The 16,122-nt window shown below is 73.7% G+C and carries 13 protein-coding genes; 9 read left to right on the top strand and 4 right to left on the bottom strand.

Annotation, left to right across the window (positions count from 1 at the left end; translation table 11 throughout):
- Nucleotides 1-30 precede the first annotated feature (30 nt).
- Nucleotides 31-924, bottom strand: a complete 894-nt coding sequence (locus AC1UE4_RS17355) for a glycosyltransferase (protein ID WP_482918563.1) — start codon at nt 922-924, stop codon at nt 31-33.
- A 75-nt stretch (nt 925-999) separates the two neighbouring features.
- Between AC1UE4_RS17355 and AC1UE4_RS17350 the strand changes: the two genes are divergently transcribed.
- Nucleotides 1,000-2,280 carry a hypothetical protein gene (locus AC1UE4_RS17350; RefSeq protein WP_482918562.1) on the top strand — a complete coding sequence of 427 codons (1,281 nt, stop codon included), beginning with the start codon at nt 1,000-1,002 and terminating at the stop codon, nt 2,278-2,280.
- A gap of 23 nt (nt 2,281-2,303) precedes the next feature.
- On the opposite strand, the gene AC1UE4_RS17345 is transcribed toward AC1UE4_RS17350, so the two are convergent.
- Nucleotides 2,304-3,566, bottom strand: coding sequence for a glycosyltransferase (locus AC1UE4_RS17345; RefSeq protein WP_482918561.1), 1,263 nt, complete (start codon nt 3,564-3,566; stop codon nt 2,304-2,306).
- A gap of 52 nt (nt 3,567-3,618) precedes the next feature.
- Here AC1UE4_RS17345 and AC1UE4_RS17340 point away from each other — a divergent pair, with 52 nt between their 5' ends.
- From AC1UE4_RS17340 to AC1UE4_RS17330, 3 genes are read left to right on the top strand one after another with little or no spacing between them, the layout of a single operon-like run.
- Nucleotides 3,619-4,473 (top strand): YveK family protein, encoded by an 855-nt coding sequence (locus AC1UE4_RS17340; protein WP_482918560.1) that lies wholly within the window; start codon nt 3,619-3,621, stop codon nt 4,471-4,473.
- A 4-nt stretch (nt 4,474-4,477) separates the two neighbouring features.
- Nucleotides 4,478-5,767, top strand: coding sequence for an O-antigen ligase family protein (locus tag AC1UE4_RS17335; protein WP_482918559.1), 1,290 nt, complete (start codon nt 4,478-4,480; stop codon nt 5,765-5,767).
- A complete protein-coding gene (locus AC1UE4_RS17330; RefSeq protein ID WP_482918558.1) occupies nt 5,764-6,864 on the top strand; it encodes a glycosyltransferase in 1,101 nt (366 codons plus the stop codon). The genes AC1UE4_RS17335 and AC1UE4_RS17330 overlap by 4 nt, the downstream gene beginning before the upstream one ends.
- A 63-nt stretch (nt 6,865-6,927) precedes the next feature.
- On the opposite strand, the gene AC1UE4_RS17325 is transcribed toward AC1UE4_RS17330, so the two are convergent.
- Both AC1UE4_RS17325 and AC1UE4_RS17320 read right to left on the bottom strand, forming a co-directional pair.
- Nucleotides 6,928-7,629, bottom strand: a complete 702-nt coding sequence (locus AC1UE4_RS17325) for an O-methyltransferase (protein ID WP_482918557.1) — start codon at nt 7,627-7,629, stop codon at nt 6,928-6,930.
- A gap of 12 nt (nt 7,630-7,641) precedes the next feature.
- Nucleotides 7,642-8,508: a glycosyltransferase family 2 protein gene (locus tag AC1UE4_RS17320; protein ID WP_482918556.1), complete on the bottom strand. Its 867-nt coding sequence runs from the start codon at nt 8,506-8,508 to the stop codon at nt 7,642-7,644.
- A 175-nt stretch (nt 8,509-8,683) separates the two neighbouring features.
- Here AC1UE4_RS17320 and AC1UE4_RS17315 point away from each other — a divergent pair, with 175 nt between their 5' ends.
- From AC1UE4_RS17315 to AC1UE4_RS17295, 5 genes are all read left to right on the top strand, one after another.
- Nucleotides 8,684-10,894, top strand: coding sequence for an exopolysaccharide biosynthesis polyprenyl glycosylphosphotransferase (locus tag AC1UE4_RS17315; RefSeq protein WP_482918555.1), 2,211 nt, complete (start codon nt 8,684-8,686; stop codon nt 10,892-10,894).
- Nucleotides 10,895-10,918: 24 nt separating this feature from the next.
- Nucleotides 10,919-12,067 (top strand): site-2 protease family protein, encoded by a 1,149-nt coding sequence (locus AC1UE4_RS17310; protein ID WP_482918554.1) that lies wholly within the window; start codon nt 10,919-10,921, stop codon nt 12,065-12,067.
- A 44-nt stretch (nt 12,068-12,111) separates the two neighbouring features.
- On the top strand, nt 12,112-13,812 hold the full coding sequence (locus tag AC1UE4_RS17305; RefSeq protein ID WP_482918553.1) for an FAD-binding protein: 1,701 nt from the start codon (nt 12,112-12,114) through the stop codon (nt 13,810-13,812).
- 77 nt (nt 13,813-13,889) lie between these two features.
- Nucleotides 13,890-15,071: a succinate dehydrogenase/fumarate reductase iron-sulfur subunit gene (locus AC1UE4_RS17300; protein WP_482918552.1), complete on the top strand. Its 1,182-nt coding sequence runs from the start codon at nt 13,890-13,892 to the stop codon at nt 15,069-15,071.
- Nucleotides 15,068-15,970, top strand: coding sequence for a CoB--CoM heterodisulfide reductase iron-sulfur subunit B family protein (locus AC1UE4_RS17295; protein ID WP_482918551.1), 903 nt, complete (start codon nt 15,068-15,070; stop codon nt 15,968-15,970). The genes AC1UE4_RS17300 and AC1UE4_RS17295 overlap by 4 nt, the downstream gene beginning before the upstream one ends.
- Nucleotides 15,971-16,122: the final 152 nt, after the last annotated feature.

The following is a 16,122-nucleotide window of genomic DNA, read 5'->3' as shown; positions in this document are numbered from 1 at the left end:
CGGCGGAGACCCCGCGAGGGGCGTCGGCCGTCACCGCAGCCACCCGTCGAGCCTTCGCCAGCTCTCGCGGCCGGCGGGCGCCTCGTTGGAGAGCCTCCGGCCGGCGTGGAACGCGGCCCAGGTCGTCGGGCGGACGAGGGCGGCGCGAGCGGCTTCTGCATCGCCGGTGACGGCACGGCGGGCGGCGCGGGCGACGTCGCGGAGCAGGTCGGCCGGGTGGACGTGCTCGGGCGGCATCGAGCCGGGCCAGCGGCGCTCGAGCCACGCGGCGCCGGCCCCGTGGCGGGCCTTCTGGCCGGCGAGCCTGCGGAGTCGGTCGCGGCTGACGTGGCCGACGCGGGCGTGCGGGCGGCGCTCGATCGCCCAGCCCGCTTCGCGCAGGCGGAAGCAGAGGTCGGCGTCGCCGGCCGACCGGATCTCGCCGACGAACCCGCCGACCGCCTCGAACGCCTCGCGGCGCACGGCGGCGTTGGCGGTCTGCGCGTACGCCCACGGCCGGTCGAGCGTGACGTCGGCCCCGAGCGACGCGTGGTCCGCGACGCCGAGCGCGACCGCGTCGTCGCCGGTGTCCAAGATGCCGCCGGCGAGCACGCCGGTGTGCGGCTTCGGCTCGGGGTCGAAGAGCGCGTCGAGCAGTCCCGGCGCCGGGCGGACGTCGCCGTCGAGGAAGAGGATCCAGGGGTTGCTTCCGGCGGCCGCGCCGCGGTTGCGCGCGTGGTACGAGGACTGGCGTTCCGGAGCGGTGACGATGCGAACCCGAGCGGACGCGGGCGGCGCGGTGACCTCTTGCGACGGCCGGTTGTCGACGACGGTCACCGTGTCGGCGTCGGCGAGATCGAGAGAGCCCATCCGCCCCACGACCTCGGCCAGCGCGGCAGCCGAGCCGGCGAACGGGACGACGATGTCGACGGCGGGCCGCGGCACGGACGCGGAAGCGTGCCACAGCAGTCCGGACCCCGCGCCTTCAAGCGGCAGCGCCGGGGTGCCGATCTCCGGAGCATGCGCCGATGCGCCATCGCCGCGCTCACCGCCGTCCTCCTCGTCGCCGTCCCCGCCCCCGGGATCTCTGCCGCGGACGCGAAGACGCGCGTCTCGGCATTGGCGAAGAAGCGCGCCGGCGCGAAGGAACGAGCGGCCGCGAAGAAGCGCGCGGCCGAGAAGAAGCGGGCCGCGGCGAAGAAGCGTGCGGCGGCGAAGCGGCGAGCCGCTGCGCGGAGGCGGGCGGCGGCGAAGACGATCTGGTCTCCGGCGGGTTCTCCCTCGGCATCGTCCGTCGGCGCCGCCGCGGCCGAGATGGCGGGGGCCGGCTCGGTCACTGCGCAGACACCGCTGTCCTCGGTCTCTCCAGCCGCGGCGGAGACGCCGGTGTCTTCGGTCTCGGCGCCGGCGGCGGCGAGTCAGGTCGCCGCGGGCGCGCTCTCTCCGTTCGGCGCGACGAGCTTCTGGGGCGCCCCTCTTCTCTCCGGCGTCGCCACGGATCTGCGGTCCGCGGCGCTCGTCGCGGATCTCGTGCGGCAGGTCGCCGTGCACGGGACGTGGATCAACACGACGCAGTACACGACCGGTGTCTACGAGGTGCCGGCGGATCAGCCGCGGGTGAGCGTGCAGCTCGACGCCGACGATCCCGCGCTGCGGGAGGCGTTCTCGTCCGTGCCGCTGCCGCCCGGCGCGGTGCCGAGTCCCGGCACGGACGGGTCGCTCGTCGTGTGGCAGCGCTCGACCGACACGGTCTGGGAGCTCTGGCGGCTGCGCAAGGACGCCGGCGGCGCGTGGCACGCGGCGTGGGGCGGCCGGATGCGCAACGCGTCGCAGAGCACCGGCGTCCACCCCTATCCCTACGGCGTCGCGGCGAGCGGGCTGTCGCTGCTCGGCGGGCTCATCCGCCCGGACGAGATCCGCACCGGCCGGATCGCGCACGTCGTCGGCATGGCCGTTCCCGACGTGACGCGCGGCGTCTTCCGTGCTCCCGCGACGCGGACGGACGGCACCGTCGTCGGCGGCGGGATCCCGGAGGGCACCGTCTTCCGGCTCCCGAAGTCCGTGGACGTCCGGGCGCTCGGACTGCCGTGGGCCGCCGCGCTCATCGCGAAGGCCGCGCAGGACCACGGGCTCGTCGTCCAGGACCGCGCCGGCGCCGTCGCGTTCTACGGCGAGAGCCCCGACTCGATCGGGTCCAACCCGTGGCCCGAGCTCTTCGAGAACCGGTACCCGAACCAGATGCTCGCGAAGTTCCCGTGGGCGCTGCTCGAGGTCGTGCCGGCGGCCGAGACGACGCGGTAGGGCGCGAGAGTCGGCGCGCGGCCTCAGCCGCGGGCGGCGGCCTCGAGGAGGTCGTGCATCTCGCGCGCCGACCGGTGGAGCTCGTAGTCCGCGGCGACGCGCGCGCGGCCGGCGCGGCCCATCTCCGCTCGCTCCTCCGGCGTCATCGCCGCAAGCCGCCGCAGTGCCTCCGCGGTCAGGTCGGCGCGGGCGGGCGCGACGAGGAACCCGCTGACGCCGTCCTCGACCAGCTCCGGGATCCCCATCAGGCGAGGCGCGACGACGGGGACCTCGCTGGCCATCGCCTCCATCAGCACGACTGGCACGCCCTCGGCGAAGCTCGTCAGGCAGAACGCGTCGGCCTCGCGGTAGAGCTCGGCGATGCGGTCATGGCCGACCGCGCCCGCGAGCGTCACCGCGGCCTCCAGACGCAGCGCGCGGATCCTCTCTTCGAGAAGCGGCCGCAGCTCGCCCTCGCCCACGAGCGTCAGCCGCACGTCCGCGCCGGCCGCGCGCGCCGAAGCGATCGCCTCGAGCAGCACCGGTTGGCCCTTCTGCGTGGCGAGGCGCCCGACGCTGAGGACATGCAGCGCTGCGCGCGATGACGACGAGGGGGATGACGGCGAAGACGAAGAGGGCCGCGAGGAAGACGGCGGCGACGACGAGGCGAACTCCTCGAGGTCGACGCCGAGGCGAACGACGCTGAGCCGCTCCCACCGGGCCGGGTCGACGAGCGCGCACGCCTGGGCCCGGGCGAAGTCGCTGATGCACGCGACGCGCGACGCGTCGGCGAGCTTCGCCGCGAGACGGTGGCCTCCGACGTCGGCCAGCTCGGTCGGGCCGTGCAGGGTGAGGCTCCATGTCAGCCGCGGGTCGTAGGTCGCGCCGAGCAGCGCCACGTCGCTCGCGACGTTCGCGTGGTGGGCGTGCACGTGTCGCACGCCCCGCGCGGCCAAGGCGCGAGCGAGCAGGACCCCCTGCGCGAAGTACGCGAGCTGCCACACGAGGTCGCGCGCCCCGCCGCGACGCATCGCGAGCGCACGGCGCAGCGCGCGGACCCACCCGAGCGGTCGCCGCGCGAACGCGGCCGCGTGCACCGACAGGAGCCGCGCCACCGACACCGGCCGCAACGCCACCGTCCGCTCGTCCTCCTCACGCGTCGCCGCCTCGATCAGCTCCGACCGGTCGACCCGCACGACCGTGAACGGCACGACCTCATCGCCGAGCGCCCGCAGCCCCTCGATCTCGCGCCGGATGAACGCGTGCGAGACGGTCGGGTAGCGGCTGACGAGGTACGCGACGCGCATGCGAAGAGCGAAGCGGCGTGAGGCGCGCGCCGCGTCCGTATCGTACGGCCGCATGGACCCGGCAGTGCGCGCGGACCGGGGCGTCGATCTCCTCGTCGCCGTCCGCAGGCATCCGTTCGCCTTCCTCGTTCCCGTCGTCGCGCTCGCGATCGCGCTCGGCGTCTACGGGCAGCTGCGCGAACCCCAGTACACCGCCGAGGCGCGCATCGCCGTCGGCCGCCTCGACGTGCAGACGCAGGGGCTCCCCGGCTTCACGCAGGCCGGCGCCTCGATCGCGTCCGCGTACTCAAGAGCCATCGACGCGCCCGCCGTCGCCGGCCCCGCCGCCGCGAAGGCGCGCGTCACCCCGGGCGCCGCCGCCGATGCGCTCACCGCCAGCCCGATCCCCAGCTCCCCGCTCATCCGCGTCGAGGCCAAGACCGACGACGAGCGCAAGGCGGTCGACCTCGCCAACGCGGGAGCCGAGTCGCTCGTCGCGTACGCCAAGCGCCAGAGCGCGGGCGGCGGCGACCCGGACGAGCTGCTGCGCGACTACTCGGCCAAGTCCCGCGAGGTGCGGCGGCTGCAGCTGGAGCTGGACGCGCTCGGCTCCAAGTACGAGCGCCGGCCGACGCGCACGAACCGGCTCGCGTTCCAGGGCGCCGCCGGCAAGGAGCAGGCCGCGCGCCTCGCCCGCGACGCGGCCGGCCAGAAGTACAGCAACGCGGTCGCGGGCGGGACGACCGCGGACCTCCTCTCCGTCCTCGCGCCCGCCACCGCGGCGGCCGACGACCGCGACGACACGCGCAACAAGCTCGCGCTCACGGGCGCGCTGGCGGGCGTGGTGATCGGGCTCGCGCTCGCCGCCTGGCTCGAGCGCCGCTCGCAGCGCCGCGTCGCCACCGGTCCGGTCGCCGCCTCCGTCTGAGCCGATGGACCTCCCGGTCGTCCTCGTCCTCGCGACGGCGGCCCTCGGGGCGGCGTACCTCATGGTCGTCGCGGACGCGGCCTGGCTGCTGTCCGCCGGCCTCGTCCTCTCCGTGTTCTCCGGCCAGTGGGACGCGCTGGACGTGCCCGTCGCGCTCGACCGCCTCGTCCTGCTCGCGGGCGTCGTCGCGGTGCTCGCGCGCATCGGGCCGCAGCGCGACCGCCCGCGGCTGGAGCTCGGCGCCGTCCACCTCCTCCTGCTCGCCGCCACCGTCTTCGCGCTCTGCTCGTCGCTGTGGGTGGGCACGCTGGACGACAGCGACGCGCGGTTCCGCCTCGTCGACAGCTTCGGCATCGCGCCGTTCGCGCTCTTCACCGTCGCGCCGCTCGCGTTCCGCACCGCCCGCCAGCGCGCGATCCTGCTCGGGGCGCTCGTCGGGCTCGGCGCGTACCTGTCGCTCACGTCGCTGGCGGAGGCGATCGGAGCCGACGGGCTCGTCGTCCCGTCGTACATCCTCGATCCGCAGTACGGCATCCACGCCGACCGCGCGCGCGGGCCGTTCGTCGAGGCGGTCGCGAACGGCGTCGCGCTGTTCGCCTGCGCGGTCGCCGCCGGGATGGCACGGCACCTGTGGAACGGTCGCCGCGCCCGCACCGCTGCGACCATCGTCGGCGTCGCGTGCCTCGCCGCGATCCCGGTGACGTACACCCGTGCGGTGTGGATCGGCGCGGTGGTGGGCCTGGTCGCCGTGCTCGTCGCCACGGCGCCGCTGCGGCGCCTCGCGGTCCCGTCGCTCGTCGGCGCCGCGGCGGCGCTGGCGCTGGCCGTGCTCGTCATCCCCGGCTTCGGCGACCGCCTCGACGCGCGGTCGAGCGCGAAGGGCCCGGTGTGGGTGCGCGAGAACCTCAACGACGCGGCGGTGCGGCTGACGAACGAGCACCCGGTCGCCGGCGTCGGCTGGGAGCGCTTCGTGCCCGCCTCCTACGACGCCTTCCGCACCGTCGGCGACGTCCCGCCGGACGCCGGCGTCGGCGAGCCCGCGCACAACCTCCTCCTCGCACGCACCGCCGAGCTCGGCCTCCTCGGCGGAGCCCTCTGGCTCGCCGCGGTGCTCCTCGGGATCGGCGGGTCGATCGTCCGCCGGGTGGCCGCCGCGCTGGAACCGTGGCGAGCGGGGCTGCTCGCCGTCTTCCTGTGCTGGGCGGTCGTCGCGGCGCTCGGGCCGGCGGAGTACCCGTTCCCGCTCCTGCTGCTGTGGCTGTGGGCGGGCGTCCTGCGCGCCCGCGCGGCGTGAGGATCGCGGTCGCCACCACGGTCCTGCCCGTCGCGCCGTCCGGAGGCGGCGAGGTCGCGACGCGGGCGTTCGTCGATGCGCTGAGCGCCGCCGGGCACGAGGTGACCGTCGTCGGCTACCTGCGCCCGGAGGAACCGGACCCGGGCGACGAGCGCTTCCGCGTCGCCGGTCGCCGGCCGATCGAGACCGCGACCGCCGGCCGAGCGACGAAGGCGGCGTGGCTCGCCCGAGCGGTGGCGACGCGCCGCGGGTTCTCCGAGGCGAAGTACGTCTCGCGGGCGTACCGCGTGCCCGACGCCGATCTCGTGGTGGTCGACCACGCGCAGGTCGGCTGGGCAGCGCGCAGGCCGTTCGTGCACATCGCCCACAACGTCGAGACGGCCCTCTACGCGGAGCAGGCGGAGACGTCCTCGGGCGCCGCGGCGATCGTCGCGCGCCGGGAGGCGAAGCGGCTCGCGGCGGCGGAGCGGCGACTCGCGCGAGAGGCCCGCGCGGTCTGGACGTTGACGAGCGAAGACGCCGCCGCGTTCGAGGCACTCGGCGCGACGACGCGCGCGTTCGCGCTGCCGGCGACGCGGGCGGGCGGAGACGCGTCGGCGGGCGGAGAGGCGCGCGGGGCGATCGCCCTCCTGGGCACCTGGACGTGGGCGGCGAACCTCGCGGGCCTTCGGTGGTTCCTCGGCGACGTGCTGCCGCGGCTGCCGGAGAGCCTGGAGGTCGTGGTCGCCGGGCGGGGCAGCGAGGAGGCCGTCGATGGGACGCGCGCGAAGGCTCTCGGGTTCGTCGACGACGCCGCCGCGTTCCTCGCCGGCGGCGCGGTGATCGCGGTGCCGTCGATCGCCGGCGCGGGCGTGCAGGTGAAGACCCTCGACGCGATCGCCTCCGGCGCACCTGTCGTCGCGACGACGATCGCGATGAGGGGCATCGGCGATCCGCCTTCGAGCGTCGCGGTGGAAGACGACCCGCGCGGCTTCGCCGACGCGTTGGTGGCGGCGACGCAGAGGCCGCGAACCGACGGCGCGGCGTGGGCGAAGAGCCGCGCCGAGCGGTTCGCCGAAGACGTCGCGCGCGCGGCAGAAGACGCGGCGCGTGGATGAGCGCGCGGGCGGCGGAAGACGCGGCGCGTGGATGAGCGCGCGGGCGGCGGAAGCGGCGGCCGGCTAGCGCGAGCGCGCTCGGCGCACGAGCGCTCCGACGCCTTCGGACCGCGCGACGTCGACGGCACGGGCCGCCTGGCGGACGAGGCCGCGCGGGCCCGACGAGTAGCTGCGCTTCACGACGTACGGCTGGTGGATCCAGTCGTCGAACTGGCCGTCGTCGCCGGCCTCGCGCCGGAAGACCGCGGAGCGCATCGCGAAGTTCTCGACGAGCGTCCAGCCCGGCTGCTCGTCGAGGAAGTCCTTGAGCACCTTGCCGGTCCACAGATGGGTGTCGTCGATGACCAGCAGCCCGCCGGGCCGCAGGCGCCGCCCGGCGTACCACCAGTCGACGAACGGCGTGGGGAACCCGTGGCCGCCGTCGATGAGCACGAGATCGAGCGGTTCGTCGCCGAGCCCCGGCAGCGCGTCCTCGGACCGCGAGGTCGCGAAGGTCAGCCTGCTGTCGTCGACGCCGTTCGCGCGGCACCACGCGCGGATGCGCTCGGTCTCCTCGACGAACGGCACGACGCACGTGTGCTCCGCGCCGCCGACCACGAACACGAGCGTGCTCAGCCCGCCGCCGGTCTCGAGCGTCCGCGCCCCCGGACGCAGCTCGCGGGCGATGACCCGCAGCACGCGCGGGTCCGCCTCGAACGGCAGCGCGGTGCCGGAGGCGTCGACATGGAGGGCGGGCGGGTTCGCGAGCAGCGCTTCGACGTCCACGGCGCGGCGACTCTACCGGCCCGTCCGCCGCCCTTCGCCATCAACCGCCGCGCTCGCGCGTCGCACGCGCCGGCGCCACCACAGCGTCGTCGCGAGGCCGCGGGCCGCCGACGGCGACCGGGCGGCGAGGAGCATCGCGGCGTGGCGATCGGCGTCCCACATCGCACGGGCTCGCAGCCACGCGTCGAGCCGCTCGTCGTGCCATGGCCGGTCCGCGTACGCCGCGACGACCTCGCGGTGCGCGTCGTGCATCGCCGACCGTTCAGCCGAGACCTGCCCACCGTGCAGGTGGTACCGCACGCCGACGTCCGGCAGCGCGATCCCGCTCCCGGTCTCCAGCAGGCGCAGCCACGTGTCGAGGTCCCCGGCGCGCGGCCGGCCGGCGGGGAACCCGCCGCACGCCACGACCGCCTCCCGCCGCACCAGGGCGCACGAGGGCTGCACCACGTTGTCGGGGAACGCCACGTCGCGCGGCGAGCGCAGCTCACGCGGCCCGGGCCCGGGCCACCCGTAGATGCGGTGATGCTCCGGCCGGTCGCCCGTCCCGATCGCCGCGTCGGCCACGAGCACGTGCCCGTCCCGCGCCGCCCACAGCGACGCCAGGTGCCCCGGCAGCCACTCGTCGTCGGAGTCGAGCAGCGCGATCCAGTCGTTGCGCGCCTCCGCGATCCCGGTGTTCCGGGCCGCGCCCTCGCCCCCGTTCACGGCATGCGTGACGACGCGCGCACCCGCCCGAGCGGCCGCCTCGCCCGTGTCGTCCCCGGACGCGTCGTCGACGACGAGCACCTCGTCCGCGGCGACCCCCGTCTGCGCGCGCACGCTCGCCACGGCGCGGGTCACCATCGCCGCCCGCCGGTAGGCCGGGATGACGACGGTCACGGGTACGGAACCAACGCTCACGAGGCCGGGATGGTGACAGCGCACCACTTCCCGCAAGTTCACGGCGCAACCGTCGTTGTCGCCCGCAAGCACAGCTTCAGCGCCAAAGGGGAGGCCACGAATGGCTGCGGGGATTGGCAATGCAGGGCATGACTCGGTCGTGCACCGGAATCGCGTGTCCGGTGACGCTCCCGGCCGCCCCGAAGTGCTTGCCGAGCTGGAGCGCGCGCTCCTCGAGCTCCCCGCCTACGACCCCGCGCGCCGCCTCCCCAAGCCGCAGCCGGAGCTGCCCGCGCTCGACCGCACGTGGCTGATGGGCGTGCCGGTCGACGTCGTCACGCAGCGCCAGACGCTCGACCGCATCTTCGCGTCGCTCGACTGGGGCCGCGGCGGCTGGGTCGTCACCCCGAACCTCGACATCCTCCGCCAGTGCCAGGAGAACGCCGACATGCGCCGGATGGCGCGCAAGGCGGACCTCGTGCTCGCCGACGGCCAGCCGCTCGTGTGGGCGAGCCGCATCGCCGGCGCCGGCCTCCCCGAGCGCGTCGCGGGCTCGGATCTCGTCGTCCCGCTCTGCCGCATGGCCGCGCAGGGCGGCCGCTCGGTGTTCCTCCTCGGCGGCAACCCCGGCGTCGCCGACGAGGCGGCGGAGCTGCTGAAGGCCGAGGCGCCCGGCCTCGAGGTCGCCGGCACGTACTGCCCGCCGTTCGGCTTCGAGCACGACGAGCTCGAGGTCGAGAACATCCGCGCGCTGCTGCTCGACGCGCAGCCGGACATCGTGCTCGTCGCCCTCGGCGCTCCGAAGCAGGAGCACCTCATCGAGCGGATCAAGGACGACTTCCCCGCCACCTGGTTCCTCGGCGTCGGGATCACGTTCAGCTTCCTGACCGGCGAGGTCCGCCGCGCGCCGAAGCTGCTGCGCAAGGCCGGCCTGGAGTGGGCGCACCGCCTCGCGATGGAGCCGCGCCGCCTCGCCGACCGCTACCTCCGCGAGGGCCTGCCGTTCGCCGCCCGGCTCGGCATGTGGGCCGCCCGCAAGCGCTGGTTCGGCCCGGGGGTCGACCCCGCGCGCCGCACGGCGGTGATGCGGCGCTCGCTCGCCGTCGCCGACCTCGTCGCCGCGATGCTCGCGATCCTCGTCCTCGTCGCGCAGGGCCACGCGACCGCGGGCGCCGGGATGGTCACGAGCGCGCTCCTCGTCGTCCTCAGCGCGAAGATGAGCGGCCTGTACGACCGCGACGAGCTCGTCGTGCGCAAGTCGACGGTCGACGAGCTGCCCGCGATCTGCCGCCTCGCGCTGCTCTCGACGCTGCTCATCTCCGTCGTCGACGGCGACCTCGGCCGCGCGGCGGTGCTGACGCTCGCCGGGACGCTGCTCGCCGCGCTCATCGCGCTGCGCGCCGCCGCCCGCACCGCGACGGCGAAGATCCTGCCGCACGAGCGGTGCCTCGTCATCGGCTGCCCCGAGGCGTTCGAGGAGATCGCCCCGCGGCTCGAGCGCAACCGCTGCGTCCCCGCCGGCTTCCTCGCACTCACCGAGGCCGAGTCCGCGTCGCCGCGCGCGCTCGAGGCCGTCGTCCGCCGCGGGCGCATCGACCGCGTCGTCGTCGCCGCCGGCCCGGAGATCGACGCCGAGACGTCGCTGGCGTTCATCACCCGCGCCAAGACGCTCGGCACGCACGTGACGATCGTCCCGCGGATGTTCGAGGTCGTCGGCTCGTCGGTCGAGTTCGACCACGTCGACGGCATGGTCATGCTCGGCGTGCACCGCTTCGGCCTCACGCGCAGCTCGGCGCTCGTCAAGCGCGGCGTCGACCTCATCGGCGCGACGCTCGCGCTCGCGATCGCCGCGCCCGTCATGGCGGTCGCCGCGCTCGCGATCAAGCTCGACTCGGGCGGCCCGATCCTCTTCCGCCAGACCCGCGTCGGCCGTGACGGCGTGCCGTTCACGCTGCTGAAGTTCCGCTCGATGGTCGTCGGCGCCGACGAGATGCGCGACCTGCTCGCCCCGTTCAGCATCGGCGAGGGCCTCTTCAAGATGAGCGACGACCCGCGGATCACGCGCGTCGGGCGGATCCTGCGCCGCATGTCGCTGGACGAGCTGCCGCAGCTCATCAACGTGCTGCGCGGCGAGATGAGCCTCGTCGGGCCGCGCCCGCTCGTCGAGGAGGAGGACCGCCGGATCGCGGGCTGGCACCGCCGCCGGCTGCACCTGACGCCCGGCCTCACCGGCCCGTGGCAGGTGCTCGGCCGCAGCGACAGCCGCGTCGCCCTGCGCGACATGGTCACGATCGACTACCTCTACGCGGCGAACTGGTCGCCGTGGTCGGATGTGAAGGTGCTCCTGCGGACGATCCTCCACGTGTGCCGCTGCCGAGGGATCTGACCGGCGCCCCTTAGAATCTTAGGGGTGTTCGGCGAACGCTCGATCCAGCTCGTCCGCATCTCGGGGATCCGCATCGGCGCGAGCCCGAGCTGGTTCATCGTCCTCTTCCTCGCGATCTGGACGCTGTCGAACTCGTTCCAGGACGCGCTCGGCGGCTCGAGCACCCAGGCGTACCTCGTCGCGGTCGCCGCGGCGCTCATGTTCGCGGTCTCGATCATCCTCCACGAGCTCGGCCACGCGATCGTCGCGCGGCGCAACGGGATCGCGGTCGAGGGCATCGACCTGTGGCTCTTCGGCGGCATCGCCAAGCTCAGCCGCGACAGCGAGACGCCGGGCGAGGAGTTCCGCGTCGCCGCGGCCGGCCCGGCGGTCACGCTGCTCATCGTCGCCGTCTGCTTCGGCGTCACCGCGCTGCTGGAGGGCGACCGCGCCATCGACGTCGCGACGCTCGCGAACAACGTCACGGACTCGCCGCTCGAGCTGCTCATCGGCTTCATCGCGTCGATGAACGTCGTGCTCTTCGTCTTCAACCTCATCCCGGCGTTCCCGCTCGACGGCGGCCGGATCGCGCGCGCTGCGGTGTGGAGGCTGACCGGCGACCGCACGAAGGGCACGATCGCCGCCGCCCGCCTCGGCCAGGGCTTCGGCTACCTGATGATCGGCTGGGGCGCGTACACGTACTTCGCCCAGGACGACGGCATCAGCGGCATCTGGTGGGCGGTCCTCGGCTGGCTCATCGCCAGCTCGGCGCGCACCGCCGCCGCGGGCGCCCGGATGTCGGACCGCCTCGGCGCGATCACCGTCGCCGACGTCATGGACCGCTCGCCCGTGACGATGCCCGCCACGACGAAGCTCCTCGAGGCCGAGGACGAGTGGTTCGGCCGCTACCAGGCGCCGTGGTTCGCCGTGACCGACGAGTCCGGCCACCTGCTCGGGCTCGCCGAGCAGGAGCACGTCTCCGCCGCCATCGGCCAGGGGCGGCCGGCGCTCGAGGTGCGGGAGCTGCTCACGCCCGGCCACCCGGTCGTGACGGACCAGCCGCTGGAGGACGTCATCCGCGCCGAGCCGCTGCGCCGGCTCGGGGCCGTGATGGCCGTGGACCGCGACGGCGTGCTTCGTGGCGTGCTGACGGTCGAGCAGGTGCGCCGTGCGCTCACGGCAGCCGTATCGTGAGCGGAAGGCCTCCTTGAGGAGATCGTAGATATGTTCCTGGCCAGATGCCCGCACACGACGTCCTGATCATCGGCGCCGGTCTCGCCGGTCAGCGCGCCGCCCTCGCCGCCGCTGACGCCGGCTCCACGGTGGCGATCATGAGCAAGGTCCACCCCGTCCGCTCGCACTCCGTGGCGGCCGCCGGTGGCATCAACGCCGCGCTCAAGCCCGAGGACACGTGGGAGTCGCACGCCTTCGACACGGTCAAGGGATCCGACTTCCTGGGCGACCAGGACGCGATCGAGATCATGGCCCGCGAGGCGCCGAACGAGATCATCCACCTCGAGCACATCGGCGTCACGTTCCACCGCAACGACCGCGGCGAGCTCGGCACGCGCGCCTTCGGCGGCGCGTCGCAGGCCCGCACCTACTACGTGGCCGACATCACCGGCCAGGCGATCCTGCACGTGCTCTACGAGCAGCTCATGAAGTACAGCGATCGCGTGGACCGCTACGAGGAGTGGTTCACCACCTCGCTGATCCTCTCCGACGAGGGCAACTGCGTCGGCTGCATCGCGCGGAACATCCGCACCGGCCAGATGGAGGCCTTCAAGGCCAAGAACGTGATCCTCGCCTCCGGCGGCGCCGGCCAGGCGTGGAAGCCGACCACGAACGGCCTCATCGTCACCGGCGACGGCATCGCGCAGGCGTACCGGATCGGCGCGCCGCTCATGGACATGGAGATGGTCCAGTACCACCCGACCACGCTCGTCGAGAACGGCTTCCTCATCACCGAGGGCGCCCGCGGCGAGGGCGCCCACCTGCTGAACGGCGACGGCGAGCGCTTCATGGACAAGTACGCGCCGAACAAGCTCGAGCTGGCCTCCCGCGACGTCGTCTCGCGCGCCGAGCAGACCGAGATCAACGAGGGCCGCGGCGCCGGGCCGAACAAGGAAGGCATCTACCTCGACGTCACGGTCGTGCCGAAGAAGCGCACGCTCGAGGCGCTGCGCGAGATCGTCAACATCGGCAAGGACTTCGCCGGCACGGACATCACGAAGGACCCGATCCTCATCCGGCCGGGCCAGCACTACATCATGGGCGGCGTCAAGACCGACGCCTGGGGCGCGACGCCGGTTCCCGGCCTCTACGCCGCCGGCGAGGTCGCGTGCGTCTCGGTCCACGGCGGCAACCGCCTGGGCGCGAACTCGCTGCTCGACACGCTCATCTTCGGCCGCCGCGCCGGCGAGCACGCCGCGCAGCGCGCCGCCGCGATGCCGATGCCGTCGGGCCGCGTCGGCGAGGCGGAGCTCGCGCGGGACGTCGCCGAGATCGACGAGATCATCAACCGCCCGAAGACCGGGCGCCGCGTGTCGGAGATCAAGGACGAGCTCGGCACCGCGATGAACAAGGACGTCGCCGTCTTCCGCAACGAGGAGGGGCTGCGCAACGCGCACGAGGTCGTCCGCCGCCTCAAGGAGGAGGCGACGACCGCGTACATCGACGACCGCGGCACGGTCTTCAACCAGGACGTGCTGGGCGCCATCGAGCTGGGGTACCTCCTCGACTGCGCCGAGGCCTCCGTCGTCAGCGCCATCGAGCGCAAGGAGTCGCGCGGCGCGCACACGCGCATGGACTTCCCCGACCGCAACGACGACGAGTGGCTCAAGCACATCAACGTCTCGCGCAACGGCGCCGACGTGCCCGAGGTGTCGTACTCCCCGGTGACGATCACCAAGTGGCAGCCTGAGGAAAGGAAGTACTGAGTTGCTCACCGTGATCGCTCGCGTCACCTCAACGCGGTCTTCTTTGTTCGCAATCTCACAAGGGAAGTGCTGAAGGTATGGCCGAGTTCACCCTGAGACTCCGGCGCTACGACCCGGAGTCGGGCGAGCCGCCCTACTGGTCTGAGTACGAGGTCGACCTCGAGCCGCACCGCTCCGTCCTGGAGGGGATCCTGCAGGCCAAGGGCACGACCGACGGCTCGATCGGCATCCGCTGCTCCTGCCGGGCGGCGATCTGCGGCTCCTGCGGCGTGATGATCAACGGCCGCGCCGGCCTCGCCTGCCACACGCACCTCGACGAGGCCGCCCGCGGTGCGAAGGACGGCGTGATCGAGGTCGAGCCGTTCAACAACATGCCGGTGATCAAGGACCTGATCGTCGACATGGACGCGGTCCACTGGAAGAAGATCCAGCGCGTCACGCCGTGGCTCATCAACAAGGAGCCCGTGCCCGAGCGCGAGTACCTCGTGCCGCACGAGAACATGGTCGACATCACGCAGTCGATGGCCTGCATCCAGTGCGGCGCCTGCGTGGCCTCCTGCCTCTCGATGGAGGTCGACCCGCTCTTCGTCGGCCCCGCCGCGCTCGCGAAGTCGTACCGCTTCGTCGGCGACCCGCGCGATGCCACGCAGTTCGACCGCCTGAAGGACCTCGCCGAGGACCCGCACGGCATGTACGACTGCACGCACTGCTTCTCGTGCATCGAGGCCTGCCCCAAGGGCGTCGCCCCGATGAACCAGATCATGCGGCTGCGGCGCGTCTCCGGTTCCGACCATCACATCGAGGACCGCAACAACGGCGACCGCCACGAGCGCGCGTTCACGACGCTCGTCAAGGGCTACGGCCTGCTGCATGAGGCCGAGCTGCTGCCGCGCTCGTACGGCGGCGACTCCTGGTTCGGCAAGTTCGCCCCGGCGGCCGGCCTCGAGCTGCTCGACTCGCTGCCCGTCATCACGCGCGCGCTCGTGCGCCGCAAGGTGACGCCGAAGGGCGCGCTGCTCGGCCACAAGCTGCCGAAGAAGGACCTCGCCGACGTCAAGCGGATCTTCGAGAAGGTCGAGAGCCGCGAAGACCGCTACGAGCTGAACCTGTACATCACGGGCTACGACGAGGACGAGGCGGGCGAGGGCGCGGGCGAGCGGCCGAACGTCATGGCCGCCTCGGGCACCGGCGACGGCGCGGCCGCCTCCGCCGAGCAGGGAACGCCCGGCATCACCGCGGAGGACTCCCCCACCCGATGACTCGCGTCGCCTACTGGCCCGGCTGCGTCAGCCGTGGCTTCACCCCCGAGCTGCACGGCTCCATGGCCAAGATCGCGCCGCTGCTGGACCTCGAGCTCGTCGAGCTCGACCGCGCGTCGTGCTGCGGCGCCGGCGTGATCGCCGAGCACTCGCAGGAGCTGGCCGACACGCTCAACGCCCGCACGTTCGCCCTCGCGCAGGAGACGGACGCGCTGATGATGAACATCTGCTCGACGTGCCAGGGCTCGCAGACCGAGTGCCAGGAGCGCCTGGACGCGAACGCCGAGTACCGCGAGGCGATCAACGCGAACCTCGAGGGCGGGCTGCGCTACGACAAGGGCCGGGTCATCAACAAGAACCTGCTCTGGCTGCTCGTCGAGGACATCGGGCTCGACAAGGTCCGCTCGCTCGTCAAGCGCCCGCTGAAGGACCTGCGCGTCGGGCCGTTCTACGGCTGCTACATCATCCGGCCGGCCGACCGCCTGGGCATCGACCACGAGCTGCCGCGTGACCGGTACATGCACATGCTCATCGAGGCCCTCGGCGGCACGGTGATCGAGTACGCCGGCCAGCACAAGTGCTGCGGCTTCCCGATCATCACGATGAACAAGGACGCGTCGCTCAAGCAGGCCGCCCGCCACATCGGCGACGCGATCGACGCCGAGGCCGACTGCCTCGTGACGCCGTGCCCGCTGTGCCACCTCAACCTCGACCTCCAGCAGCCGCTGGCCGAGAAGTACGGCGGCCGCGAGCTCGGGCTGCCGATCCTGCACCTGCCGCAGCTGCTCGGCCTCGCGCTGGGCGTCGATCCCGACGAGCTCGGCCTCGCCCGGCACGTCGTCAAGCCGACCTCCGTGATCGACTGGTCGAATGCGGTGGTGGCCGGCGTCCCGGCGTAGGGGCCGGCGCTCCGAGGCACCCGCTTCCGCTCCGGCTCCGCGCGCCGTCGCGGAGCGGGAGCGCCCCGCGCTGGACTCGATGGACCGCGGCGCCGCCGAGATGCAGCGGCGCCTCGAGCAGGCCCGCACGCGGCTGCGCGACGCGATCCCGC

The sequence above is a fragment of the Parviterribacter kavangonensis genome (genome assembly GCF_056863335.1).
Note: the sequence above shows the minus strand (reverse complement) of the source record. Positions and strands in the feature narration are given on the sequence as shown.